Here is a 23,880-nt window from a genome sequence, read left to right on the forward strand (position 1 = left end):
CGGCGGGGCCTTCGCTCACTTCCCGAGCTGGTGCATCCAGCCGTGGACGTCCGCCGCCTTGCCGGTCTGGATCGCCAGCAGCGCCTCGCGCAGCTTCATGGTGACCTCACCCGGACGGCCGCCGGAGTGCTGCCACTCGCCCCGGGCGGACTTGACCGTGCCGACCGGGGTGATGACGGCGGCGGTGCCGCAGGCGAAGACCTCGGTGAGGGTGCCGTTCTCGGTGTCGGTCTGCCACTGGTCGACGGAGATCCGGGCCTCCTCGGAGGCGTAGCCGAGGTCCGTCGCGACCTGGAGCAGCGAGTCGCGGGTGATGCCCTCCAGGATGGAGCCGCTGAGGGCGGGCGTGACGATGCGGTCCCCGTACACGAAGTACAGGTTCATGCCGCCGAGCTCCTCGACCCACTTGTGCTCGACCGCGTCGAGGTAGCAGACCTGGTCGCAGCCCTTCTCGGCCGCCTCGGCCTGGGCCAGCAGGGAGGCCGCGTAGTTGCCGCCGGTCTTGGCGTCGCCCATGCCGCCGGGGACGGCGCGGACGCGGTCCTCGGAGGCCCAGATGGAGACGGGCTTCACGCCGCCGGGGAAGTACGGGCCCGCCGGGGAGGCGATGACCACGAAGAGGTACTCGTTGGCGGGGCGGACGCCCAGGCCGACCTCGGTCGCGATCATGAACGGGCGCAGGTAGAGCGACGCCTCGCCGCCGTGCTCCGGGACCCACGCCTTGTCCTGCTGGACCAGCAGGTCGCACGCCTCGACGAAGGTCTCGACGGGCAGCTCGGGCATGGCGAGACGGCGCGCGGACGCCTGGAACCGGCGGGCGTTGGCGTCCGGGCGGAAGCTGGCGACCGAACCGTCGGGACGGCGGTACGCCTTCAGGCCCTCGAAGATCTCCTGCGCGTAGTGCAGGACGTTGGTCGCCGGGTCGAGGGCGAGCGGGCCGTACGGCACGAGCTGGCCGTCGTGCCAGCCGCGGCCCTCGGTCCAGCGGATGGTGACCATGTGGTCGGTGAAGTGCCGGCCGAACCCGGGGTCCGCCAGGATCGCCGCGCGCTCCCCGTCCGACAGCGGGCTGGAGGAGGGCTTGAGCTCGATGGTGGGCGTCGTCATGAGTGCTTGTCCTTCACCGGTTGTGTGGGTAGGACCGCGCTCACGCCGCGCCGCACCGGTGGGCACCGGTGCTAGGACGTCCGAGCTTTCGCGCATGCCGCGGCCCCACGTTCGATTATCGCGCGTGGGGGCCGGTGCACGAAACAGGTGTGTACGCGGTCCAGGGTTCGATGGTGGCACCCTGCGACGGCACAGGTACAGCCGCCGGGTGCGGTGGGCGACCCGGCGGCTGTGGTGGAGACCTTCAGCGGCGGGTCAGCTCGCTACTCGCGCCGCGAGCGCGTCGCCGATCTCGTCCGTGGTGCGGACGGCGTCACCGCGCTCGGTGAGGTCGGCGGCGACCGCCGCCTCGATCCGCCCGGCCTCGGCGTCGTGGCCGAGGTGGCGCAGGAGCAGGGCGACGGAGAGGACGGTGGCCGTGGGGTCGGCCTTGCCCTGGCCCGCGATGTCCGGGGCGGAGCCGTGCACCGGCTCGAACATGGACGGGAAGGCGCCGGTCGGGTTGATGTTGCCCGAGGCGGCGACGCCGATGCCGCCGGAGACGGCCGCGGCGAGGTCGGTCAGGATGTCGCCGAAGAGGTTGTCGGTGACGATCACGTCGAACCGGGCCGGGTCGGTGACGAGGAAGATCGTCGCGGCGTCGACGTGCAGGTAGTCGGTGGTGACCTCGGGGTACTCGGCGGCGACCTTGGTGAAGATGTCGGTCCACAGGTGGCCCGCGAAGGTCAGCACGTTGTTCTTGTGGACCAGCGTGAGCTTCTTGCGCGGGCGGGCCTGGGCGCGGGCGAAGGCGTCCCGGACCACGCGCTCCACACCGAAGGCGGTGTTGACCGAGACCTCGGTGGCGACCTCGTGCGGCGTGCCCTTGCGGATGGTGCCGCCGTTGCCGGTGTACGGGCCCTCGGTGCCCTCGCGGACGACGACGAAGTCGATCTCCGGCTGGCCGGCGAGCGGGGTCGCGACGCCGGGGAGCAGCTTCGAGGGGCGCAGGTTGACGTGGTGGTCGAAGGCGAAGCGGAGCTTCAGGAGGAAGCCGCGCTCCAGGACGCCGGACGGCACCGAGGGGTCGCCGATGGCGCCGAGCAGGATCGCGTCGTGCTGCTTGAGGGCGTCGAGGTCGGCGTCGGTGAGGGTCTCACCGGTGGCGTGGTAGCGCTTGGCGCCGAAGTCGTACTCCGTCGTCTCCAGCTTCACATCCTGGGGAAGCACGGCCGCGAGGACCTTGAGGCCCTGGGCCACGACCTCCTGGCCGATGCCGTCGCCGGGGATGACTGCGAGATCGATGCTGTGAGACATGTCCGCACCCTACTCTTCGTCCCACCGTCTGACACGTCACGTCCAGGATGTGGACGCACGCGGTGTCGCCGTCGTGTCGGGGCGGGCCGGTGGCGCGCCGGGTGCGCAGGATGGGTGTCATGACGGACGCGCACATGGGTGATGCCGGTACGGCGGGGGCCTCGGGGTCCTTCGAGGAGCTGGTCGCGGCGGCGGCCGAGGCGCCGGTGGACGGCTGGGACTTCGGCTGGCTGGCCGGGCGGGCCACCGAGGAGCGCCCTTCGTGGGGCTTCCAGCGACTGCTGGGCGAGCGGCTGGCCGGGCCGGGGGTGACGGCGTCGCTCGACATCCAGACCGGCGGCGGTGAGGTGCTTGCCGGGGTGCCCGTACTGCCGCCGGTGGCGGCGGCCACCGAGTCCTGGCCGCCGAACCTGGCGCGGGCGACGGAGCTGCTGCGGCCGCGCGGGGTCGTGGTGGTGGCGGACCCGGACGAGCCGCCGCTGCCGTTCGCCGACGCGGCCTTCGACCTGGTCAGCAGCCGGCACCCGGCGACCGTGTGGTGGGCCGAGATCGCCCGGGTGCTGCGGCCGGGCGGCGGCTATCTGGCCCAGCACGTGGGCCCGGCCAGCGTCTGGGAGCTGGTCGAGTTCTTCCTCGGCCCGCAGCCGGCGGCGGCCCGGCTGCGGCATCCCGCGGACGAGGCGGCGGCGGCCGGGGCCGCCGGGCTCGACGTGGTGGACCTGCGGGCGGAGCGGCTGCGGATGGAGTTCCACGACATCGGGGCCGTGGTGTGGTTCCTGCGCAAGGTGATCTGGATCGTGCCGGGCTTCACGGTGGCGGGGCAGTACGAGCGACTCCGCGCGCTGGACGCGCGGATCCGCGCGGAGGGCCCGTTCGTGGCGCACTCGGCGCGCACCCTGATCGAGGCGCGCAAGCCGTAGGCCCCCCGGACGGGGGACCCAGGGGCCTCAGTGGCCGGTCTCGCCGCCGTTGTCACGGCGGTCGAGGGCGCGCTGGAGCGCGGCGGCGGCGTTCTTGCGGGCGTCGTCGCTCGTGCGGGCGGCGGAGTGGCGGACGCGGCGGGAGGTCTGAGCGGCCATGAGGGATCGACTCCTTGAGATCAGCGTTGCCCCGGGCCCGACGCGAGAGCGGCGGCACGGGATCGGTGGGGATCAAAGGCGCCGGAAGGGGCGGGGAGCGCCGCCGCAGGGGTTGCCTGCTCGGGGCTGAGCGCTCTCGACCGCCCTGCGCTCGATGGAGCGGGACGTTCGGCTTCTACAAAGCTAGGGCAGGTGACCGCATCTGTCTCCACAATTACTCGGACTTCCTACTATCTGAGACGGCGAGCCCCCGCGCCCGCGCGGTGGCGGTATTCTGCCAACCCAGCTAGATTGCGTTCCTATCTAGATGGTGATGTGATGCGCTCATGGCCGCAGACCGCAGATCCAGTTGGCTCAAGGGAGTCCTCGACCTCCTCGTCCTCTCCTGCCTCACCGAGGGCGAGAGTTACGGGTACGAGATCGCCAAGGCGCTCGCGGAGGCGGGCCTCGGCGAGATCAAGGGCGGGACGCTGTACCCGGTCCTGAACCGCCAGGAGGAGGCGGGCCTGGTGGAGGCCGAGTTCCGGGCCGCCGAGCGCGGACCGGGGCGGCGCTACTACCGGCTCACCGAGGCGGGCCGGGCGCATCTCGCGGCCGAGAGCGCGGCCTGGGCGGACTTCCACCGGGCCGTGGGCGACCAGTTGAACGTACGGGGGGACACGACATGACCGGCAACACGACTGCCGACCAGGGCCACGACGACCACCAGGACCACCAGGGGTACTTCGCCGAGCTCACCGGGGCGCTGCGCGCCGCGCGGGTGCCCGAGGACCAGATCGCGGGGACCGTCGCCGAGCTGCGCGGCCATCTGGCCGACGCGGGCACGGCGCCCGAGGAGGAGTTCGGGCCCGCCGCGGCCTTCGCGGCCTCGCTCGGCGGGGTCGTACCGGCCCCCGGGGCGCCGGAGGCCGCGGCGGAGCACTGGACCTGGACGGCGGACCTGTTCAACGACCGCCGGATGCTGACCGTCCACGGCGACCAGGGCTGGGAGGTGGAGTCCCTCGACTCGCTGGGCCGCTTCGTCTGCCGCCGGGCGCCCGGGGTGGCGCTCGCCTGGGAGTACCGGCGCGAGGTGACGGCCGGGCGGCGCCGGGCGAAGGTGTTCGCCGAGCTGGAGCCGGAGGGCTGGGAGCCGTGCGGCGAGTGGCTGGTCTACCACTACTTCAAGCGGCCCAAGGCGGTGACGGCGGGCCCGGCCGGTGAACTGGCCGACCGCCCCGCGACCCCGCGCGGCCGGCTGTTCCTGAGCCGCCGCGGCAAGGCGTTCCTGGCCGGCTGGCTGCTGCTCGCCGTCGGCGGGTTCCTGGCCCTCGGAGTGGCGGGCTTCGCGGTCGTGGCCGCGTTCGGCGGTGTGGTGTCGGCGGTGTGGACGGCGAACCTGGAGACGACGAAGGGCGTGGAGACGACGAAGGGCGTGGAGACGGCCGGGACGGTCCCCGGGACGGGAGCGGGTGCGGGCTCCGGCCCCACGGGCTGAGCGCCCGCGCGCCCACGCCGTACCAGCGCCCCCGCAGCCCCGCCCGCCCCTCACATCACGTCGCCGTCCCGCCAGTCGAACGCCAGCGTCCGCGCCCGCGCCGGGTCCGGCAGCTCGCGCCCCGGCGTCCGCCACAGGTACACCGAGCCCTCGTCCTCCGGCAGCCGCACCGGCCCGGTCGGGCCCAGGGTCTCGATCCGGCCCGGCCAGCGGACCCAGCCGCGGCCCGCGTAGAGGGCGGCGCCCGCCTCGGACGCCGAGAGCGCCCCGTACGCGAAGGTGGCGTCGACGACGGGTTCGAGGGCGGCCATGATCCGGCCGCCGAGGCCCTGGCGGCGCAGGTCGGCGCGGACGCCGACGGCTTCCACGTACCCCACCCGGAACGACCGGCCGTCGTGCAGGACCCGGCGCATGACGACGCTGCCGTGCGCGGCGATCCCCCGCTCGTCCTCGGCCCACGCGTGCACGCCGCCGAGGGCGTGGTCCCAGTCCTCGGCGGCGAACGAGCCGTCGAAGGCGGTGTCGAGCATCGCGTGGGCGGCGGCGAGCCGGTCGGGCCCGAGCGCGTGGGTCGGTGCGGTACGGATCAGCATCCGCCCAGTGTGCCGGGTGGTGCCCGGGGAGCGGCGGCGGACCGGCGGCGGAATGGGAACCGCCCCCGACCTCGGTTGGGGGACCGAGGAAGGGGGCGGTGTTCAGGGGCCGCCCGGCGCGGGCCGGGCGGCGGGCGGGCGTCAGCCCATGTGCGGGTAGCCGTACTCGGTCGGCGGGACCAGCGTCTCCTTGATGGCGCGGGTCAGCGTCCAGCGCATCAGGTTCTGCGGGGCACCGGCCTTGTCGTTGGTGCCGGAGGCGCGGCCGCCGCCGAAGGGCTGCTGGCCGACGACGGCGCCGGTCGACTTGTCGTTGATGTAGAAGTTGCCGGCCGCGAAGCGCAGCTTCTCCATCGTGTACGCGGCGGCGGCGCGGTCGCCGGAGATGACCGAGCCGGTCAGCGCGTAGTCCGACACCGACTCCATCTGGGTGAGCATGGCGTCGTAGCCCTCGGCGGAGCTGTCGTCGTACACGTGGATCGCGAGGATCGGGCCGAAGTACTCGGCCTTGAAGACCTCGTTCTCCGGGTCGGTGCACTCGATGACGGTCGGGCGGACGAAGTAGCCCTCGCTGTCGTCGTACGTGCCACCGGCGACGATGGTGCAGCTCGGGTCGGCGGCGGCACGGTCGATCGCGGCCTTGTTCTTGGCGAACGAACGCTCGTCGATGACGGCGCCGATGAAGTTCGACAGGTCGGTGACGTCACCCATGGTGATGCCGTCGACCTCGGCCGCGAACTCCTCCTTGAAGCCGTCGTTCCAGATCGAGGCCGGGACGTAGGCGCGCGAGGAGGCCGAGCACTTCTGGCCCTGGAACTCGAAGGAGCCACGGGTCAGCGCGGTCTTCAGGATGGCGCGGTCGGCGCTCGGGTGGGCGACGACGAAGTCCTTGCCACCGGTCTCGCCGACGATCCGCGGGTAGGAGCGGTACTTCTCGATGTTGTTGCCGACCGTCTTCCACAGGTGCTGGAAGGTCTTGGTCGAGCCGGTGAAGTGGATGCCGGCCAGGTCGCGGTGGTTCAGCGCCACCTCGGAGACGGCGATGCCGTCGCCGGTGACCAGGTTGATGACGCCCTTCGGCAGCCCGGCCTCCTCCAGGAGCTCCATGAGGAGCACGGCGGAGTGGGTCTGGGTCGGGGACGGCTTCCAGACCACCACGTTGCCCATCAGGGCGGGGGCGGTGGGCAGGTTGCCCGCGATGGCCGTGAAGTTGAACGGCGTGATCGCGTAGACGAAGCCCTCGAGCGGGCGGTGGTCCAGCCGGTTCCACACGCCCGGGGAGTTCGCCGGGGGCTGCTCGGCGAGGATCTGGCGGGCGTAGGCCACGTTGAAGCGCCAGAAGTCGACGAGCTCGCACGGGGTGTCGATCTCGGCCTGCTGGGCGGTCTTGGACTGGCCGAGCATGGTGGAGGCGGCGAGGGTCTCGCGCCACGGACCGGCGAGCAGCTCGGCGGCGCGCAGGATGATCGCCGCGCGGTCGTCGAAGGCCATCGCGCGCCAGGCCGGGGCGGCGGCCAGGGCCGCGTCGATCGCGTCCTGGGCGTCGGCCTCGGTGGCGCCGCGGAAGGTACCGATGACGGACTTGTGGTTGTGCGGCTGGACGACCTTGAACTCGTCGCCGCCGCCCATGCGCTTCACTCCGCCGATGGTCATCGGCAGCTCGCGCGGGTTGTCCGCCAGCTCCTTGAGCTTGACCTCAAGCCGGGCGCGCTCGGGCGAGCCGGGGGCGTAGCCGTGCACCGGCTCGTTGACGGGAGTGGGGACCTGGGTCACAGCGTCCATGAGTCTCGGAACTCCTTCTGAGGGGTGTGGGGTGTTCGCCGGGGGCCGGGGCCGGGAGGGGTGCGGCCCCGGAGTGGGGGCTCAGCCCTTGGTGAGGATGGAGCGGACGAAGAAGAGGAGGTTGGCCGGCTTCTCCGCCAGGCGGCGCATGAAGTAGCCGTACCAGTCGGTGCCGTAGGCGGTGTAGACGCGCATCCGGTGGCCCTCGGCCGCGAGCCGGTTCTGCTCCTCGCCGCGGATGCCGTACAGCATCTGGAACTCGTACTCGTCCAGCTTGCGCCCGGCGCGGCGGGCCAGCTCCTGGCCGATGGCGATGAGGCGCGGGTCGTGGGACCCGATCATCGGGTAGCCCTCGCCGTCCATCAGGATCTTCATGATCCGGACGTACGCCTTGTCGATCTCGGCCTTGTCCTGGATCGCGACCTCGGCGGGCTCCTTGTAGGCGCCCTTCACGATGCGCACGCGCGAGCCGTTGGCGGCGAGGCGGCGGGCGTCGTCCTCGGTGCGGAAGAGGTACGCCTGGATGACGCAGCCGGTCTGCGGGAAGTCCCGGCGCAGCTCGTCGTGGATGGCGAACATCGAGTCGAGGGTGGTGTGGTCCTCGGCGTCCAGGGTGACCGTGGTGCCGATCTCGGCGGCGGCCTCGACGACCGGGCGGACGTTCGCGAGCGCCAGCTCGTGGCCGCTGCCGGGGCCCTCGGGGTCGAGGGACTGGCCGAACATCGACAGCTTCACCGACATCTCGGCGCGGGTGCCGAGGCCGAGCTCCTTGAGGCGGCCGATCAGCGCCAGGTAGGCGTCACGGGCGGCGTAGGACTGCTCGACGGTGGTGATGTCCTCACCGACGACGTCGAGGGTGACCTCAAGACCGCGGGCGGCCAGGTCCTGCACGATCGGGACCACGTCGTTCACCGTCTCGCCGGCGATGAACCGCGCCACGACCTGCTTGGTCCCGGGGGCGGCCGACACGAAACGGCGCATCTTGTCGCTGCGCGACGCGGCGAGGATCACAGGACCCAGCACGGGGACCTCCAGAGGGCAGGGCGACGAAAGGTGCTGTACCCGGATTTTCGTAACCAACCGGGAACAGCACGGATAACCACCGTGAAACCTAGGGATCGCTCCGATCGTCCGCCATCTACAGCTGTCACGCATCCGTGGCCACGCTCTCAGACATCTGTCTGAAGATCCGCGCGGGCGGTGCGAGAATGGCGCCGTGAAGGGCGATTACCAGGAGCTGGTCGACGAGATCTCGGGGCTGCTCGGCACCCCCGCGACCCTGGAGAACCGCGATTTCGGGCTGATCGCCTTCGGCGCGCACGACAGCGACGACGACACCGCGATGGACCCGGTCAGGACCCGGTCGATCCTCACCAGGAAGTCCACCCCGGCGGTCCGGGCCTGGTTCGAGGGCTTCGGCATCACCCGGGCGACCGGTCCGGTGCGGATCCCGGCCGCGCCGGACGCCGGGGTGTTCCGGGCCCGGATCTGTCTGCCGGTACGCCATCGGGGTGTCGTGCTCGGCTATGTCTGGCTGCTCGACGTCGAGCCGGGCCCCTCGCACGAACGGCTGGCCGCCGCGATGGAGGCGGCGGCGCGGATCGGCGAGCTGCTCGCCGACGAGGAACGGGCGGGCGCCGACCTCTCCCGTGAGCTGCGGGCCACCCTGACGGCGGAACGCGGCTGGCAGTACGACATGGCGGTGGCGGCCCTGCGCAACGCGGTCGGCCCGGACGCCGAGGGCCTGCACGCGCTGCTCTGTGTCGCCCCCTGGTCCGGCGACGACTCCCCCTCGCCGCGTACGGTGCCGGGCGCGGCGGCCCTGTGCACGCTGCCGTGGACCCCGCCGGCCGCCCGGCCGGCCCCCGGCCCCGGCGCAGGGCCGGTCTCCGTCGGCGCGCCCCGGGCGCTCGCGGTCCTGGTGCGGCTGCGCTCGGCCGACAACCTCACGCCCGCCACCACCGCGGCGGACCGGCTGCGCGGCGGTTCGGGCGCGGCGGCCGTGGTGGGCATCGCGTCGGCCCGGCGCGGGCTCGCCGATGTCGACGTGTCCTGGCGCGAGGCCGCGTCGGCCGCCCGCGCGGCGACCGCCCAGCCGCAGCTGGGCCCGCTGGCCCGGTGGGCGGCCCTCGGCCCGTACCGGATGCTGACCGCGCTCCCGGCGGCCGAGCCCGATCCGGCGGTCCGCACCCTGCTGGCTCCGGCCCACACCGAACTGGCCCGCACGGCCGAGGTGTTCCTCGACCACGCGGGCCAGGCGGGCCGCACGGCGACGGCCCTCGGCATCCACCGCCAGACCCTCTACTACCGGCTGTCCCGCGTCGAACAGCTCACCGGCCTCGACCTGGACACGGGCGAGGACCGGCTGCTGCTGCACATGGCGCTGAAGGCGGCGAAGCTCTGAGCCGTGCCGCCCGCGGCGCCGCGCGCCGGCCGCCGGGCGTCAAGGAACCTCAGGCGCCGACGAGTTCGGCCTTGTTCATGGCGGTGACCGTCGTCGCGTGCAGGTCGTTGGTGGACATCTTGGCGAACTGGGCGGCGGCGCCGATCAGGAACGCGGCGGCGGTGAGGACGGCCAGCAGCCGGGTGGTGCGGCGGGGATTGCGCATGGGTGCCTCCTGGGCGAACAGTCGGACGGCCGTCGATCGACCGCCCAAACGACCATCACATCAGCGCCGGGCCCCGGACGCGACACCTCCGGGCATCTCGGTCATGTCGCACCGCCCGGCGGTCCCGTCGGGCGGTCCGGCCGCTCAACGCCACTCGATGAAAAGGGTGTTGCCGGTCAGGGTGGGGTCCGTCAGCGGGGTGACCGCGCCGCCCGGGCCCGTACCCGCGCCCGTACCCGCGCCCGTACCGACGATCCGGAAGCCGCGGAAGCCGTCGTACGGGTCCCCCGGCGGATGCTCCGACAGCAGGAAGCGGCTGCCGTCGGGCGAGACCAGGAGCCCTTCGCTGCCCCGGACGCCGGGGCGGGTCTCGGGGCCCGGAGCGGCGTCGGGGCCGGTGCCGACCGTGCGGAAGCCGCCCGACTCGGTACGGCACAGCAGCCGTTCGGGTCCGGTCCAGCCGACCGCGTGCAGACAGCCGGGCACCTCGCGGGCCCCCCGGACGGCCGCTCCGGCGAGCACGGTCGGCGCGTCCGGCAGCTCGACGACGCTGACGCCGGGGCCGCTCCCCCGCACCACCGTGGTCCGCAGCCCGTCCGGGGCGGTCCGCAGCAGCTCGGCCTGCACCCCGCGCGGCGGCCCGTCCACCACGACCAGCGGCAGCGCGGCACCGACGGCGGGCCCCTCGTCACGGCGTCCGGGGTCGCCGCCGCCGATCGCCCGGCTGCCGATCCGGTCCCGGCCGGACGGCAGCTGGTACGTGAACCAGACCCGGGTCCCGTCGGGCGACAGGGCCGCGTTCTGCTCATGGGCGCCGACGGTGGCGGTCCGGTCCCGGGCGGTGAGGTCGGCACGGCCGCCGTCCCGGTCCCCCGCCCGGACGTACCCGACGTGGCTGTCCTTGCCGTCCGGGGTCCGCAGCACCACCGCAAGGGTGGTGAAGTCCCGGTCGAACAGGGCCCGCACCCGGGGCACCACCCGTTCCAGGGCGTCGGACGGATAGACCGCCTCGTCCGGGTTCGTCCGGCACAGGTCGACCAGCGGGCTGAGCGTCTCCGGGCCGCCGGGGTCCCGGGAGAACACGGCCTCCGGCGGCAGGTCGAAGACCCGCTCCGCCTTCACCTTCCAGGTGCGCGGGTCCCAGGCCCGCAGCTGCACCGCCGCGAACCGGGCGCCGAGCATGCAGTCGGCGGACACCACCACGTCCGTGCCCCAGGGTCCTGGGGCGGGCGCGGCCGTCGGCACCCGGGCGGGGGCCGAGGCGGACGTGGTCGCGGGGCCGGGGTCGCCGTCCCGGGTGCAGCCGGTGACCGCGAGCAGCGTGAGGGCCGTGGTGAGGGCGGCGGCCAGGACGCGTGGCGCGGCGGTCATCGCGCGGCCCCGGCGGTGCCCGCGTGACCTTCGTACCAGGCGGCGCAGGCGCTCTCGGCGGGCCGTTCATGACAGGGCAGCCACTGCCGGCCGCGCGGCTCGGAGCTGTCCCGGACCCACAGCTGCTCGGGCTTGAGCGGGGTGCCCTCGGCGACGAACGGCTTGTCGCCGTCCTTGAGGACGAGGGCGCCGAACCCCTGGTACTCGTCGCGGTACTTGGCCTCGATGGCCCAGTCGCAGGTCTTCGCCCGGGTGACCGCCTCGACCCGGAGCCCGCCGGGCGACTCGCCGCCGCCGAGGTCGATCTTGCGGTGGGCGAAGTGGGGCTGCCCCTGGAGCGGGCCCGCGTCGGTGACGATCGGTGGGGCGGCGGGCGTCGACAGGTCGAACAGCACCCCCTCGTACGCGGCTCCGCCCTGCGGCGGCAGGTCGACGACGGTCCGGGCGGTGGGGGTGCGGCAGGAGACGTCGACGGCCTCCATCGACAGGACCGTCAGCTTCGACTGCCGTCTGCTGAACAGGTTCATCAGGAAGACGGTGGCGTCCGTGCCGGTGAACCTCGGCATCAGGTCCGCGCGGTCGTCGAACGAGCTGGGATGGCGCAGGGTGCGTCCGCCCAGCGAGGTCAGATAGCCGCGGGCCGCCTCCGCGTCCCCGTCGAGCGTGCCGAGACGGCGCTGCTCGGGCGCGGTCAGCGGGCGGTCGAGCACGACCCGCCAGGTCTCCGGCGGGCTGCGGTCGTAGTCGACGGCGGCGGTGAACGCGGTCTCCTCCTTGTCGAGGTCGTCCTGGATCCGCTGGTCGGTGGCCGCGTCGGACGGTTTCGCCGACTCGTCCAGCCACTTGGGGACGGCGTAGTTCGCGTAGATGCCGACGAGGCCGAGGGCGGCGACCAGGGAGAGGGTCGTCGCGACGACCTTCCAGCGCTTGCGGGACGGCAGGTCACGGGTGCCCGGGACGACATGGTCGACGGCGAGCGCCATCGTGGACGGCTCGTCCGGCGCGGTGGGGCGCGGCGCGGTGGCGGGCGGCGCGGTGGGCGGCACCGGGCCGGGCGCGGTCGGCTGCGGGGTCGGCTGCGGGGCGTTCTCCTGCGGGGTGCCCTCGGGCGGTGTGGTCCCGGGCGGTGTGGCCGACATGCCTGCGCTGCTCCTCCGGTTCGACGACAGGGGGCGGAACCCGCCCACCCTAGTCAACTCCCGTGGCACCGCGTCAGGTTGACCCCGGACACGAAGAACCGCACCCGGCGGGCCGGGTGCGGTTCTCGTCGTCCGTCGCGCGCGAGGCGCCCGAGGTCAGACCAGGTTGACCGAGCGGGCCGAGGCCGCGCCGATCTCGTCGGCGATCTCCGCGAGGACCGGCGCCGGGACGGTCTCGTCGACGGTGAGGACGACCAGCGCCTCGCCGCCCTCCTTGGTGCGGGAGACCTGCATGCCCGCGATGTTCAGACCGGCCTCGCCGAGGATCCGGCCGACGGTGCCGACGACACCCGGACGGTCCTCGTAGCGCAGCACCGCCATGTGGTCGGCGAGCGCCAGGTCGACGTCGTAGTCGCCGACCGCGACGATCTTCTGGAGGTGCTTGGGGCCCGCCAGGGTGCCGGAGACCGAGACCTCCTGGCCGTCGCCGAGGGTGCCGCGGACGGTGACCACGTTGCGGTGGTCGGGCGACTCGGAGCTGGTGGTGAGGCGGACCTCGACACCGCGCTCCTGGGCGAACAGCGGGGCGTTCACATAGGACACCGTCTCGTCGACGACGTCCTCGAACACGCCCTTGAGCGCGGAGAGTTCGAGCACCTTCACATCGTGCTGGGTGATCTCGCCGTACACCTCGACGTCGAGCCGTACCGCGACCTCACCGGCGAGCGCGGTGAAGATCCGGCCGAGCTTCTCGGCCAGCGGCAGACCGGGCTTCACGTCCTCGGCGATGACACCGCCCTGGACGTTCACCGCGTCCGGCACCAGCTCGCCGGCGAGCGCGAGGCGCACCGAACGGGCCACCGCGATACCGGCCTTCTCCTGCGCCTCGTCGGTGGAGGCGCCGAGGTGCGGGGTGCAGACGACCTGGTCGAGCTCGAACAGCGGGGAGTCCGTGCAGGGCTCCTTGGCGTAGACGTCGAGGCCCGCACCGGCGACCCGGCCCTCCTTGAGCGCCGAGTACAGCGCCTCCTCGTCGACGATGCCGCCGCGGGCGGCGTTGACGATCCGGACGGACGGCTTGACCTTGTGCAGCGCCTCGTCGCCGATGAGACCGAGGGTCTCGGGCGTCTTGGGGAGGTGGACGGTGATGAAGTCGGCGACCTCCAGGAGCTCGTCGAGGGCCAGCAGCTTCACCCCCATCTGGGCGGCGCGGGCGGGCTGCACATAGGGGTCGTACGCGACGATCTTCATGCCGAAGGCGGACATCCGCTGGGCGACCAGGACGCCGATGCGGCCGAGGCCGACGACGCCGAGGGTCTTCTCGCTGAGCTCGACGCCGGTGTACTTCGAGCGCTTCCACTCGCCGTTCTTCAGGGCGGTGTTGGCCTGCGGGATGTTGCGCGCGGTGGCGACCAGGAGGCCGCAGGCGAGCTCGGCGGCGGTGACGATGTTGGAGGTCGGGGCGTTCACGACCATCACGCCGGCCTTGGTGGCGGCGGACACGTCGACGTTGTCGAGGCCGACGCCGGCCCGGGCGACGACCTTCAGCTTCTTCGCGGCGGCGATGGCCTCGGCGTCGACCTTGGTCGCGGAGCGGACCAGGATGGCGTCGACGTCGGCGACGGCCGGGAGCAGTTCGGCGCGGTCCGCGCCGTTGCAGTGCCGGATCTCGAAGTCCGGGCCCAGCGCGTCCACGGTGGCGGGCGACAGCTCTTCAGCGATGAGTACGACAGGTTTCGAGCTCACGTGAGTCCTCACAAAGACAGTGCGGACGGCCGTCCCGACGGCCGCAGCGGTGAGAGGGGGCTAGCCGCGTGAAAGCGCACGACGCTGTGGGCCAGACGCGATGTTGTTTGAGCAGTGTAGTGCTGCGTCGGCGTCACTCGTACGCCTCGTTGGAAGGATCACCCGTCCGTGGTTCGACGGGATGTCCAAGGAGATGAGGCGGGGCCGGACACTGTGTCCGGCCCCGCCCCGAAGGCTTACGCCTCCTCGTCGTTCACCCAGCTCATGAGCTTGCGGAGCTCCTTGCCGGTGGTCTCCAGGAGGTGCTGCTCGTCCTGGGTCTTGTACTCGTTGTACTTCTTCAGACCGCCGTGGTACTCGTCCATCCAGTTCTTGGCGAAGGTGCCGTCCTGGATCTCGGCGAGGACCTGCTTCATCTCGGCCTTGGTGGCGTCCGTGATGATGCGCGGGCCGGTGATGTAGTCGCCCCACTCGGCGGTCTCGGAGACGGACCAGCGCATCTTCTCCAGGCCGCCCTCGTACATGAGGTCCACGATCAGCTTCAGCTCGTGGAGGCACTCGAAGTACGCGATCTCCGGCTGGTAGCCGGCCTCGACCAGGGTCTCGAAGCCCGCCTTCACCAGGGCGCTGGCGCCACCGCAGAGGACGGCCTGCTCGCCGAAGAGGTCGGTCTCGGTCTCCTCGGTGAAGGTGGTCTTGATGACACCGGCGCGGGTGCCGCCGATGGCCTTCGCGTACGACAGGGCCAGCGCGAACGCGTTGCCGGTGGCGTCCTGCTCGACGGCCGCGATCGCCGGGACGCCGCGACCCTCCTCGTACTGGCGGCGGACCAGGTGGCCCGGGCCCTTCGGGGCGACCAGGGCGACGTCGACGCCGGCCGGGGGCTTGATGAAGCCGAAGCGGACGTTGAAGCCGTGCGCGAAGAAGAGCGCGTCGCCGTCCTTCAGGTTCGGGGCGATGGACTCCTCGTAGACCTTGGCCTGGATCGGGTCCGGGATCAGGATCATGATGAGGTCGGCCTCGGCGGCCGCCTCGGCGGGGGTGACCACGCGCAGGCCCTGCTCCTCGGCCTTGGCCTTGGACGTGGAGCCCTCGTGCAGACCGACGCGGACGTCGACACCCGAGTCACGGAGCGACAGCGCGTGGGCGTGGCCCTGGCTGCCGTAGCCGATCACCGCGACCTTGCGGCCCTGGATGATGGACAGGTCTGCGTCGGCGTCGTAGAACAGCTCGGCCACTGGGAATCTCCTTGAGGTGCTGGTGTTGCTCCCACCGTACGGCGGGGTGCGGAAGGAAGGTCGGGGGGTCTCGTCAGGCGGACCGCCTGTCGGGACGGGGTTGCTGCGGTCGCTGTGCTCGCTTCGGTCAGGCGCTGCGGTCGAGGGCCCGCAGGGACCGGTCCGTGATGGACCGGGAACCACGCCCTATGGCGATCGTGCCGGACTGGACGAGTTCCTTGATGCCGAACTGCTCCAGCATCTTCAGCATCGCTTCGAGCTTGTCACTCGAACCGGTGGCCTCGATGGTGACCGCCTCGGGCGAGACGTCCACGGTCTTGGCGCGGAACAGCTGGACGATCTCGACGATCTGGGAGCGGGTCTCGTTGTCGGCGCGGACCTTCACCAGGACGAGCTCGCGCTGGATCGCGGCGCTGGGCTCGAGTTCGACGATCTTCAGGACGTTGACCAGCTTGTTGAGCTGCTTGGTCACCTGCTCCAGCGGCAGGTCCTCGACATTGACCACGATGGTGATGCGGGAGATGTCGGGGTGTTCGGTGACGCCCACGGCGAGCGAGTCGATGTTGAAGCCGCGGCGGGAGAACAGGGCGGCGATCCGGGCGAGGATGCCGGGCGTGTTCTCGACCAGGACGGAGAGCGTGTGCTTGGTGGACATGGTGTCGGTCTCTTCCCTCTAGCTCTGCTGCGTCGCGGTCTCAGTCGTCTTCGCCGTCGCCGAAGTCGGGGCGGACGCCCCGCGCGGCCATGACCTCGTCGTTGGAGGTGCCGGCGGCGACCATCGGCCACACCTGGGCGTCCTCGTGGACGATGAAGTCGACGACGACCGGCCGGTCGTTGATGGCGTTGGCCTCGGCGATGACCTTGTCGAGGTCGGCCGGGTCCTCGCAGCGCAGCGCGACGCAGCCCATGGCCTCGGAGAGCTTGACGAAGTCGGGGACGCGGGTGCCCTTGTTCGCCTTGATGTCGTCCGGGCCGGAGTGCAGGACCGTGTTGGAGTAGCGCTGGTTGTAGAACAGCGTCTGCCACTGGCGGACCATGCCGAGGGCGCCGTTGTTGATGATGGCGACCTTGATCGGGATGTTGTTCAGGGCGCAGGTGGTGAGTTCCTGGTTGGTCATCTGGAAGCAGCCGTCGCCGTCGACCGCCCAGACCGTGCGCTCCGGCATGCCGGCCTTGGCGCCCATGGCGGCGGGGACCGCGTAGCCCATGGTTCCGGCGCCGCCGGAGTTCAGCCAGGTGGCGGGCTGCTCGTAGTCGATGAAGTGGGCGGCCCACATCTGGTGCTGGCCGACGCCCGCCGCGAAGATGGTGCCCTCCGGGGCGAGTTGGCCGATCCGCTGGATGACCTGCTGCGGCGACAGGCTGCCGTCCTCGGGCAGGTCGTAGCCGAGCGGGTAGGTCTCGCGCCACCGGTTGAGGTCGGTCCACCAGGCGGTGTAGTCGCCGCGGTGGCCCTCGCTGTACTCGGTCTGGACGGCCTGGATCAGGTCGGCGATGACCTCGCGGGCGTCACCGACGATCGGGACGTCGGCGACGCGGTTCTTGCCGATCTCGGCGGGGTCGATGTCGGCGTGGACGATCTTCGCGTACGGGGCGAAGCTGTCCAGCTTGCCGGTGACGCGGTCGTCGAAGCGGGCGCCGAGGGCGACGATCAGGTCGGCCTTCTGCAGCGCGGTGACGGCGGTGACCGCACCGTGCATGCCCGGCATGCCGACGTGCAGCGGGTGGCTGTCGGGGAACGCGCCGAGCGCCATCAGGGTGGTGGTGACCGGGGCGCCGGTCAGCTCGGCGAGCATCTTCAGCTCGGCGGTGGCGTTGGCCTTGAGGACACCGCCGCCGACGTAGAGGACCGGCCGCTTGGCGGCGGTGATCAGCTTGGCGGCCTCGCGGATCTGCTTGGCGTGCGGCTTGGTGACCGGGCGGTAGCCGGGCAGGTCGGTCTGCGGCGGCCAGCTGAAGGTGGTCTTGGCCTGGAGGGCGTCCTTGGCGATGTCGACCAGGACCGGGCCCGGGCGGCCGGTGGAGGCGATGTGGAACGCCTCCGCGATGGTCCGCGGGATGTCCTCGGCCTTGGTGACCAGGAAGTTGTGCTTGGTGATCGGCATCGTGATGCCGCAGATGTCCGCCTCCTGGAAGGCGTCGGTGCCGATCGCCTTGGAGGCGACCTGGCCGGTGATCGCGACCAGCGGGACGGAGTCCATGTGCGCGTCGGCGATCGGGGTGACCAGGTTGGTGGCGCCCGGGCCCGAGGTCGCCATGCAGACGCCGACCTTGCCGGTGGCCTGGGCGTAGCCGGTGGCGGCGTGGCCCGCGCCCTGCTCGTGGCGGACCAGGATGTGGCGCACCCGGGTCGAGTCCATCATCGGGTCGTACGCCGGGAGGATGGCGCCGCCCGGAATGCCGAAGACGGTGTCGGCGCCCACTTCCTCGAGAGACCGGATGAGGGACTGCGCACCCGTGACGTGCTCGACGGTGGTGGCGGGCTGTGCGCCGCTACGGGTCCGCGGCTGCGGATGGTGCCCGGTGGCCTGCTCGGTCATCAGCATTCTCTTCTCGAGGCAGAGGGTTGGTGCCAGGTGGTGTGCGAGGCGTTTTACTTGCTTTTGGGGCGACTTCGGGGAGATCCGGTGCAACAAAAAACCCCTCGTGCCGGGAGGCAAGCGAGGGGAGCGCGTCGGGAGCGTTTCAGGCGGGCCTTCTTCGTGGGCCCGCCTCAGCCGACGCGCTGTCCAAGTACGAGAATTCGGGTGCGCATGGCACTGACCCTCTCCCCGACGCCCAGCCACTGTCAAGTGGGTGGGACGCGCGTCTCATCATGTGAGCGGGAGGGGGGTCGGTTTCCGGCTCCCACGGCGAGCGCGCCCGGCACCGGGTACTCGTCCCTGACCAGGGCACGACGCAGCCGGTACTCGTCCAGGGCGCCGGAGAAGGCCATCCCCTGGCCATGGGTGCAGCCCATGGAGCGGAGCGCGAGCACCTGTTCGGGCATGTCCACGCCGTCGGCGACCGACTGCATGCCGAGATCGCCCGCGATGCGCAGCAGACCACTGGTGATCTTGCGCAGTCTGGCCGATTCGACGATGCCTTCGACGAGACCCCGGTCGAGCTTCAGTATGTCGACGGGAAGCCGCCGCAGGGCGTTGATGGCGGCGTGTCCGCTGCCGAATCCGTCGAGCGCGATCCGGACGCCGAGGCGGCGCAGCGCGGCGAGCCGCTGCTCCAGCTCGTCGAAGGAGACCCGGGGGTCGCGGGGGTCGCTGTCGGCGAGCTCGACGATCAGCGAGCCGGACGGCAGGCCGTGCCGGGTGAGCAGCGATTCGACGGTGCCGAGCGGCAGCGAGCGGTCGAGCAGGCGGCGGGCGGACAGCCGGACGGTCACCGGGGTGCGGTGGCCGATCCCGGCCCGCTCGGCGGCCTGGGCGACGGCCTCCTCCAGGAGCCAGCGGCCGAGCTCGGCGGTGCGCTCGCTGTCCTCGGCGACCCGCAGGAACTCGGCGGGGGTGAACAGGATGCCCTGGGCGGAGCGCCAGCGGGCCTGGGCGGCGACGGCCGCGATCCGGCCGCTGGACAGGTCGACGACCGGCTGGTGGAGGAGGGCGAACTCGCCGTCGGTGAGCGCGGTGCGCAGCCGGGCGGCGAGCTCGGTGCGGCGCACCACCTCGGCCTGCATCTGGGGCGCGTAGAGCTCGACCCGGTCCTTGCCGCCGGCCTTGGCCCGGTACATGGCGAGGTCGGCGTTGCGCAGCAGGTCCCCGGCGCCGATGCCGGGCTCGGCGAAGGCGACGCCGATGGAGGCGGCGACCCGCACCTCGCCGTTGCCGCCGACGGTGTACGGCTGGGAGAGGGTGACCCGCAGCCGGTCGGCGATCTCGGCGACGCGGCATTCGCGGTCGGCCCGGTCGCGGCTGCCGTCGCCGAGGATGAGCGCGGCGAACTCGTCGCCGCCGAGCCGGGCGGCGGTGTCCCCGGCCCGCACCGAGTCCTGGAGCCGCCGGGCGGCCTGCACGAGCAGTTCGTCCCCGGCCTGGTGGCCGAGCCGGTCGTTGACCGCCTTGAAGCCGTCGAGGTCGATGAAGAGCACGGCGGTGCCGGGGTCGGTGGATCTGCGGCCGCTGAGGGCGCCGCGCACCCGGTCGGTGAACAGCGCCCGGTTGGGCAGGTCGGTGAGCGGGTCGTGCTCGGCGTTGTGCCGCAACTGGGCCTGGAGCCTGACCCGTTCGGTGACGTCCCGGCTGTTGAAGATCAGGCCGCCCTGGTGGCGGTTGACGGTGGACTCGACGTTGAGCCAGTCGCCGCGGCCGGAGCGGAAGCGGCACTCGATCCGGGTGGTGGGCTCCTCGGAGGGCGGTGCGGCGAGGAAGCGGCGCACCTCGTGGACGACGCCGCCGAGGTCCTCGGGGTGGATGAGGGCGGCCAGCTCGGAGCCGATCAGGTCCTCGGCCTCGCGCCCGTACACCCCGGTGGCGGCGGGGCTGACGTAGCGCAGTATCCCGGTGGGCGCGGCGATCATGATGACGTCGCTCGAACCCTGCACGAGGGACCTGAAGTGGTTCTCCTTCTGGGCGAGTTCATGGGTGAGGGCGATGTTGTCGAGCAGCATGATGCCCTGCCGGACGACGAGCGCGAGGACGACCGTGCAGCCGGTGAAGACGACGACCCGGTCCACCCGGCGGCCCTCGACGACGTTGTACAGGATGCCGAGGGTGCAGACCGCGGCGGCGAGGTACGGGGTGAGGGCGGCCAGCGAACCGGCGATCGGGCGACTGTGCGGCTGCCGGGCGCGGACGGCGGCCGGGGCCGGGTCGACCGGGCGGCGCACGCCCCAGGGGGCGTAGGCCAGGAGCAGCGAGCCGGCGAACCAGCCCGCGTCGAGCAGCTGGCCCGAGCTGTAGTGCTCGCGCAGCAGCGGCGAGGTGAACAGCGCGTCGCACAGGACGGTGAGCGCGAGGGCCGCGATGGCGGTGTTGATCGCGGAGCGGTTGATGTGCGAGCGCCGGAAGTGCAGCGCGAGCACCATGCTGACCAGGACGATGTCGAGGAGCGGGTACGCGAGGGAGAGCGCCGCCCGGGTGACGCTCTCGCCGGGCACGTACGCGGTGTGCGCGAGGGCGAGGCTCCAGGACAGGGTGAGCAGCGAGCCGCCGATCAGCCAGGAGTCGAGGCCGAGGCAGACCCAGCCGGCCCGGGTGACGGGTTTCTTGGCGAGGACGAGCAGGCCGACGATGGCGGGCGGCGCGAAAAGTAAGAAGCAGAGGTCGGCGAGGGACGGGCTGGGCACGGTCCGGCGGAGCAGGACCTCGTACCAGCCCCAGACCCCGTTGCCCACGGCGGCCATGAAGGAGGAGAAGGCGAACAGGTACCAGGCGGGGCGGAAGCTGTGGTGGTGGCCCCGGGCGTAGCGGAAGCAGGAGACCGCGGCGGCGAAGGCGGCGGCGCTCAGGCCGAAGTCGCCCATGACCAGGGCGAGTTCCTCGGAGCCCCAGCCGAGGGCGGCGCCCGTCGCGTATCCCCCGCAGACCAGGCCGAGGGCGATCTGGGTGAGCAGGCTGCCGAGGCCGGAGCCGCCCGGCCGGTCCCGGCCCGCGCCGGATCCGGGTGCGGAGCCGTGTCCTGCGGGGCCGCCGGTGGCGGTGACGGCCGCCGGGTGTCCGATCAGCGCGCCCGCGTTCACCGGGTCCTCCGGGGTCTCTCCGGGGTGCTGGTGCGCGGGCTGCCGGGCGGGGCCGTCGTCGATCCCGTCGTCGATCCCGTCGGGACGCGCCACGGCGTGCCCGCCGCAGCCGCCGCCCGCGAGGTCCTGGCGGCTGTCGCAGCGGGGCCCGCCGGGCGCGTGCCCGGGGCCGGGCGCTGCGGGCGCGGTCGGTGCGCGAGGGGTGTCCGGTGCCCGGTGGGCGTCCGACGCGCGGGGCGCGGGGACGGCGACGGGGCTCGGTGCCCGGCCGGGTGGTGGGGCGAGGGTGTGGCCGTCGCGCGCCGCGCCCTCGGTGGGCGCGCGGTCCGGCCGGTCCGGCCGGCCGGCCGCCGCGAGGCGCGGGGGGATGGCCGACGGCGGTGTCGCCGCGTCGGATCGTCGCTCGCTCGGCCGTGCTCCACCCGTCGCCCCCCTCGGAATCTGATGTCCCGTCACGTCGCTCCCCAGCGTCTGCCCGTACTCGACGCAGTCCCCCCGCTCCGGGGACCATACACCAGGATCGTCACTCAGGGACAGGGTCACAGTACTCTGCGTGACGACCAGGGGGCTCATGAACAGCGCACTCAGGGGGCGCACACCGGCCGGGCGCCGCCCGGGAGTTGGCGAGATCTCGCCATGGGCCTCGCCGCCGATCTGGCCACGGTTCCCGGCCCGGCCGGGCCCTCCCGTCGGTCACGCCACCGGTCACGTCGTGAGGACGACGTTCGCCGGCTCCTCCCCCGCCGCGAACCGGGTCAGCTGGGCCGCGACGAGCCGCTTCGCGCGCGGCATGAACGCCGAGCTCGAACCGCCCACGTGGGGGCTGACGAGCACACCGGGAGCGTGCCACAGCGGGTGTCCGGCGGGCAGCGGTTCCGGGTCGGTGACGTCGAGGGCCGCGGTGATGCGCCCGTTCCCGGTCTCCTTCAGGAGCGCGGCGGTGTCCACCACCGGCCCGCGGGCCATGTTGACCAGCAGCGCGCCGTCCTTCATCCGGGCCAGGAAGTCCGCGTCGGCCAGGTGCCGGGTGTCCGGGGTGAGCGGGGTGGACAGGATCACCACGTCGGCCTCGGGGAGCAGCGCGGGCAGCTCGCCCAGCGGGTGCACGGGCCCGCGCTCGGTGGTGCGAGCGGAGCGCGCGACGCGCACGACCCGCGCACACTCGAAGGGCGCGAGCCGGTCCTCGATGGCGGCGCCGATCGATCCGTACCCGACGATCAGCACCGATCGGTCGGCGAGCGCCGGGTAGAACCCGGACCGCCATTCCTCGGCGTCCTGGCCGCGTACGAAGCCGGGGATGCCGCGCAGCGAGGCGAGGATCAGGGCGAGGGTGAGCTCGGCGGTGCTGGCCTCGTGGACGCCCTTGGCGTTGCACAGCCGGACGCCGGGGCGGAGCGCGCCGATGCCGGGGGTGACGTGGTCGACCCCGGCGGACAGCGTCTGCACCACCCGGACCGAGCGCATCCCGGCCAGCGGCCGGATCGCGATCTCCTCGCCCTTCATGTACGGCACGACGTAGAAGGCGCAGTCGGCCGGGTCGGCCGGGAAGTCCGGGCCGCCGTCCCAGAAGCGGTAGTTCAGGCCCGACGCGCCCGGCGCGGGCAGCCCTTCGATCTCCTCGGCCGGAATCGGAAGCCACACGTCAGTGGCGGTGTCATCGAAGCTCATGTCACGGAGGCTATGCGAAGAATCCCGCGCGCCATTGGTTACTTTGGGGGCTGCACAGGGAGGGGTACCGGCGGTGGAGCGCAGGACGATCGGGGCGACGGCGCTCGGTGTGGGTGCGGTGGGCCTCGGATGCATGCCGATGAACTGGGCGTACAGCGCCTCGCAGCGGCGCGGTGACCGCTCGCTGCGGACGGTGCACGCGGCCCTGGACGCCGGGGTGAACCTGCTCGACACCGCCGACATGTACGGCCCGTTCACCAACGAGCTGCTGCTCGGGCGGGTGTTGAAGGAGCGCAGGGCGGACGCCTTCGTGTCGACCAAGTGCGGTCTCCTTGTCGGCGACGGGCACATCGTCGCCAACGGCCGCCCCGGGTACGTCCGCAGGGCCTGCGACGCCTCGCTGCGGCGGCTCCAGACCGACGTCATCGACCTGTACCAGCTGCACCGGGCGGACCCCGAGGTGCCGGTGGAGGAGACCTGGGGCGCGATGGCCGAGCTGGTCGCGGCGGGCAAGGTGCGGGCGCTCGGACTGTGCGCGGTCGGCGCCCGCTCGACCCGGCGCGGGGCGACCGGCGGCGGCTACGACGGAACGATCCGGCAGCTGGAGCGGGTGCAGCAGGTGTTCCCGGTGAGCGCCGTCGAGGCGGAGCTGTCGGTGTGGTCGCCCGAGGTGCTGCGGCGGCTGCTGCCGTGGTGCGCGGCGCGCGGGGTGGGCTTCCTGGCGGCGCTGCCGCTCGGCGCGGGCTTCCTGACCGGCACGCTGACCCCGGGCGGCGGCTTCGAGCAGGACGACCCGCGGGCCCGGCACCCGCGGTTCACGGCCGAGATGATGGCCGCGAACCAGCCGCTCGTGGCGGGCCTGCGGCGGGTCGCGGCCCGGCACGGGGACGACGTCACCCCGGCGCAGGTCGCGCTGGCCTGGGTGCTCGCGCAGGGGCCGCACGTGATCCCGGTGCCGGGCGCCAAGCGGGAGCGGTGGGCGGTGGAGAACGCCCGGGCGGCGGGGCTGGTCCTCGCCCCGGCCGACCTGGCGGAGATCGCGGCCCTCCCGGCGCCCCAGGGGTCCTGGGACTGAACCGCCGATCCGGTGTATCAAGGGGAGGG

At 72.7% G+C, this 23,880-nt stretch carries 20 protein-coding genes; 5 read left to right on the forward strand and 15 right to left on the reverse strand.

Features of this window, described 5'->3' with window-relative positions:
• Positions 1-15: 15 nt before the first annotated feature.
• Positions 16-1,107: a branched-chain amino acid aminotransferase gene (locus ACIPXM_RS23775; protein WP_401658599.1), complete on the reverse strand. Its 1,092-nt coding sequence runs from the start codon at positions 1,105-1,107 to the stop codon at positions 16-18.
• A gap of 255 nt (positions 1,108-1,362) precedes the next feature.
• Positions 1,363-2,403, reverse strand: coding sequence for a 3-isopropylmalate dehydrogenase (locus tag ACIPXM_RS23780; protein WP_401658602.1), 1,041 nt, complete (start codon positions 2,401-2,403; stop codon positions 1,363-1,365).
• 119 nt (positions 2,404-2,522) lie between these two features.
• Between ACIPXM_RS23780 and ACIPXM_RS23785 the strand changes: the two genes are divergently transcribed.
• Positions 2,523-3,323 carry a class I SAM-dependent methyltransferase gene (locus ACIPXM_RS23785; protein ID WP_401658604.1) on the forward strand — a complete coding sequence of 267 codons (801 nt, stop codon included), beginning with the start codon at positions 2,523-2,525 and terminating at the stop codon, positions 3,321-3,323.
• Positions 3,324-3,350: 27 nt separating this feature from the next.
• Here ACIPXM_RS23785 and ACIPXM_RS23790 read toward each other — a convergent pair whose 3' ends face one another.
• Positions 3,351-3,482: a hypothetical protein gene (locus tag ACIPXM_RS23790; protein ID WP_401658607.1), complete on the reverse strand. Its 132-nt coding sequence runs from the start codon at positions 3,480-3,482 to the stop codon at positions 3,351-3,353.
• A gap of 326 nt (positions 3,483-3,808) precedes the next feature.
• Between ACIPXM_RS23790 and ACIPXM_RS23795 the strand changes: the two genes are divergently transcribed.
• Both ACIPXM_RS23795 and ACIPXM_RS23800 read left to right on the forward strand, forming a co-directional pair.
• A complete protein-coding gene (locus ACIPXM_RS23795) occupies positions 3,809-4,150 on the forward strand; it encodes a PadR family transcriptional regulator (RefSeq protein ID WP_401658609.1) in 342 nt (113 codons plus the stop codon).
• Positions 4,147-4,959, forward strand: a complete 813-nt coding sequence (locus tag ACIPXM_RS23800) for a hypothetical protein (RefSeq protein ID WP_401658612.1) — start codon at positions 4,147-4,149, stop codon at positions 4,957-4,959. The genes ACIPXM_RS23795 and ACIPXM_RS23800 overlap by 4 nt, the downstream gene beginning before the upstream one ends.
• A 50-nt stretch (positions 4,960-5,009) precedes the next feature.
• On the opposite strand, the gene ACIPXM_RS23805 is transcribed toward ACIPXM_RS23800, so the two are convergent.
• From ACIPXM_RS23805 to ACIPXM_RS23815, 3 genes are all read right to left on the reverse strand, one after another.
• On the reverse strand, positions 5,010-5,552 hold the full coding sequence (locus tag ACIPXM_RS23805; RefSeq protein WP_401658615.1) for a GNAT family N-acetyltransferase: 543 nt from the start codon (positions 5,550-5,552) through the stop codon (positions 5,010-5,012).
• A gap of 141 nt (positions 5,553-5,693) precedes the next feature.
• Positions 5,694-7,334, reverse strand: a complete 1,641-nt coding sequence (gene pruA, locus ACIPXM_RS23810) for an L-glutamate gamma-semialdehyde dehydrogenase (RefSeq protein WP_401658618.1) — start codon at positions 7,332-7,334, stop codon at positions 5,694-5,696.
• Positions 7,335-7,415: 81 nt separating this feature from the next.
• The gene (locus ACIPXM_RS23815) at positions 7,416-8,357 is read right to left on the reverse strand and encodes a proline dehydrogenase family protein (protein ID WP_401658621.1); all 942 of its coding nucleotides are present in this window, start codon (positions 8,355-8,357) and stop codon (positions 7,416-7,418) included.
• A gap of 193 nt (positions 8,358-8,550) precedes the next feature.
• Between ACIPXM_RS23815 and ACIPXM_RS23820 the strand changes: the two genes are divergently transcribed.
• Positions 8,551-9,738, forward strand: coding sequence for a PucR family transcriptional regulator (locus tag ACIPXM_RS23820; RefSeq protein WP_401658624.1), 1,188 nt, complete (start codon positions 8,551-8,553; stop codon positions 9,736-9,738).
• A 49-nt stretch (positions 9,739-9,787) separates the two neighbouring features.
• Here ACIPXM_RS23820 and ACIPXM_RS23825 read toward each other — a convergent pair whose 3' ends face one another.
• The 9 genes from ACIPXM_RS23825 to ACIPXM_RS23865 form a co-directional block, all read right to left on the reverse strand.
• A complete protein-coding gene (locus ACIPXM_RS23825; RefSeq protein ID WP_401658627.1) occupies positions 9,788-9,943 on the reverse strand; it encodes a hypothetical protein in 156 nt (51 codons plus the stop codon).
• Between the two features lie 144 nt (positions 9,944-10,087).
• Positions 10,088-11,314: a hypothetical protein gene (locus tag ACIPXM_RS23830; protein ID WP_401658629.1), complete on the reverse strand. Its 1,227-nt coding sequence runs from the start codon at positions 11,312-11,314 to the stop codon at positions 10,088-10,090.
• Complete coding sequence (locus ACIPXM_RS23835; RefSeq protein WP_401658631.1) at positions 11,311-12,453, reverse strand: hypothetical protein; 1,143 nt, start codon at positions 12,451-12,453, stop codon at positions 11,311-11,313. Before ACIPXM_RS23835 ends, ACIPXM_RS23830 begins: the two co-directional genes overlap by 4 nt.
• Positions 12,454-12,609: 156 nt before the next feature.
• Positions 12,610-14,199, reverse strand: coding sequence for a phosphoglycerate dehydrogenase (gene serA / locus ACIPXM_RS23840; protein WP_401658634.1), 1,590 nt, complete (start codon positions 14,197-14,199; stop codon positions 12,610-12,612).
• A 236-nt stretch (positions 14,200-14,435) separates the two neighbouring features.
• Positions 14,436-15,437, reverse strand: coding sequence for a ketol-acid reductoisomerase (ilvC, locus tag ACIPXM_RS23845; RefSeq protein ID WP_401658637.1), 1,002 nt, complete (start codon positions 15,435-15,437; stop codon positions 14,436-14,438).
• 127 nt (positions 15,438-15,564) lie between these two features.
• Entirely contained in the window at positions 15,565-16,092 is a 528-nt protein-coding gene (gene ilvN, locus ACIPXM_RS23850) for an acetolactate synthase small subunit (RefSeq protein WP_015036373.1), read from the reverse strand.
• A gap of 40 nt (positions 16,093-16,132) precedes the next feature.
• Positions 16,133-17,983, reverse strand: coding sequence for an acetolactate synthase large subunit (locus ACIPXM_RS23855; protein ID WP_401658641.1), 1,851 nt, complete (start codon positions 17,981-17,983; stop codon positions 16,133-16,135).
• A gap of 242 nt (positions 17,984-18,225) precedes the next feature.
• Positions 18,226-20,982, reverse strand: coding sequence for a putative bifunctional diguanylate cyclase/phosphodiesterase (locus ACIPXM_RS23860; protein ID WP_401659165.1), 2,757 nt, complete (start codon positions 20,980-20,982; stop codon positions 18,226-18,228).
• 831 nt (positions 20,983-21,813) lie between these two features.
• The gene (locus tag ACIPXM_RS23865) at positions 21,814-22,749 is read right to left on the reverse strand and encodes a 2-hydroxyacid dehydrogenase (protein WP_401659168.1); all 936 of its coding nucleotides are present in this window, start codon (positions 22,747-22,749) and stop codon (positions 21,814-21,816) included.
• Positions 22,750-22,849: 100 nt separating this feature from the next.
• On the opposite strand from ACIPXM_RS23865, the gene ACIPXM_RS23870 reads away from it, so the two are divergent.
• Positions 22,850-23,851, forward strand: a complete 1,002-nt coding sequence (locus ACIPXM_RS23870) for an aldo/keto reductase (RefSeq protein ID WP_401658644.1) — start codon at positions 22,850-22,852, stop codon at positions 23,849-23,851.
• The last annotated feature ends 29 nt before the right edge of the window (positions 23,852-23,880 follow it).

The sequence above is a fragment of the Streptomyces sp. NPDC090025 genome (assembly GCF_044748125.1).
Classification (GTDB): Bacteria; Actinomycetota; Actinomycetes; order Streptomycetales; family Streptomycetaceae; genus Streptomyces.

Excerpts from the sequence above, each read along its gene's own strand:
- ilvN (WP_015036373.1), bottom strand. The coding sequence starts at position 16,092 with ATGTCCACCAAGCACACGCTCTCCGTCCTGGTCGAGAACACGCCCGGC.
- ACIPXM_RS23855 (WP_401658641.1), bottom strand. The coding sequence starts at position 17,983 with ATGCTGATGACCGAGCAGGCCACCGGGCACCATCCGCAGCCGCGGACC.
- ACIPXM_RS23830 (WP_401658629.1), bottom strand. The coding sequence starts at position 11,314 with ATGACCGCCGCGCCACGCGTCCTGGCCGCCGCCCTCACCACGGCCCTC.
- ACIPXM_RS23775 (WP_401658599.1), bottom strand. The coding sequence starts at position 1,107 with ATGACGACGCCCACCATCGAGCTCAAGCCCTCCTCCAGCCCGCTGTCG.
- ACIPXM_RS23825 (WP_401658627.1), bottom strand. The coding sequence starts at position 9,943 with ATGCGCAATCCCCGCCGCACCACCCGGCTGCTGGCCGTCCTCACCGCC.
- ACIPXM_RS23800 (WP_401658612.1), top strand. The coding sequence starts at position 4,147 with ATGACCGGCAACACGACTGCCGACCAGGGCCACGACGACCACCAGGAC.
- ACIPXM_RS23835 (WP_401658631.1), bottom strand. The coding sequence starts at position 12,453 with ATGTCGGCCACACCGCCCGGGACCACACCGCCCGAGGGCACCCCGCAG.
- pruA (WP_401658618.1), bottom strand. The coding sequence starts at position 7,334 with ATGGACGCTGTGACCCAGGTCCCCACTCCCGTCAACGAGCCGGTGCAC.
- ACIPXM_RS23790 (WP_401658607.1), bottom strand. The coding sequence starts at position 3,482 with ATGGCCGCTCAGACCTCCCGCCGCGTCCGCCACTCCGCCGCCCGCACG.
- ACIPXM_RS23785 (WP_401658604.1), top strand. The coding sequence starts at position 2,523 with ATGACGGACGCGCACATGGGTGATGCCGGTACGGCGGGGGCCTCGGGG.
- ACIPXM_RS23780 (WP_401658602.1), bottom strand. The coding sequence starts at position 2,403 with ATGTCTCACAGCATCGATCTCGCAGTCATCCCCGGCGACGGCATCGGC.
- ACIPXM_RS23805 (WP_401658615.1), bottom strand. The coding sequence starts at position 5,552 with ATGCTGATCCGTACCGCACCGACCCACGCGCTCGGGCCCGACCGGCTC.
- ACIPXM_RS23795 (WP_401658609.1), top strand. The coding sequence starts at position 3,809 with ATGGCCGCAGACCGCAGATCCAGTTGGCTCAAGGGAGTCCTCGACCTC.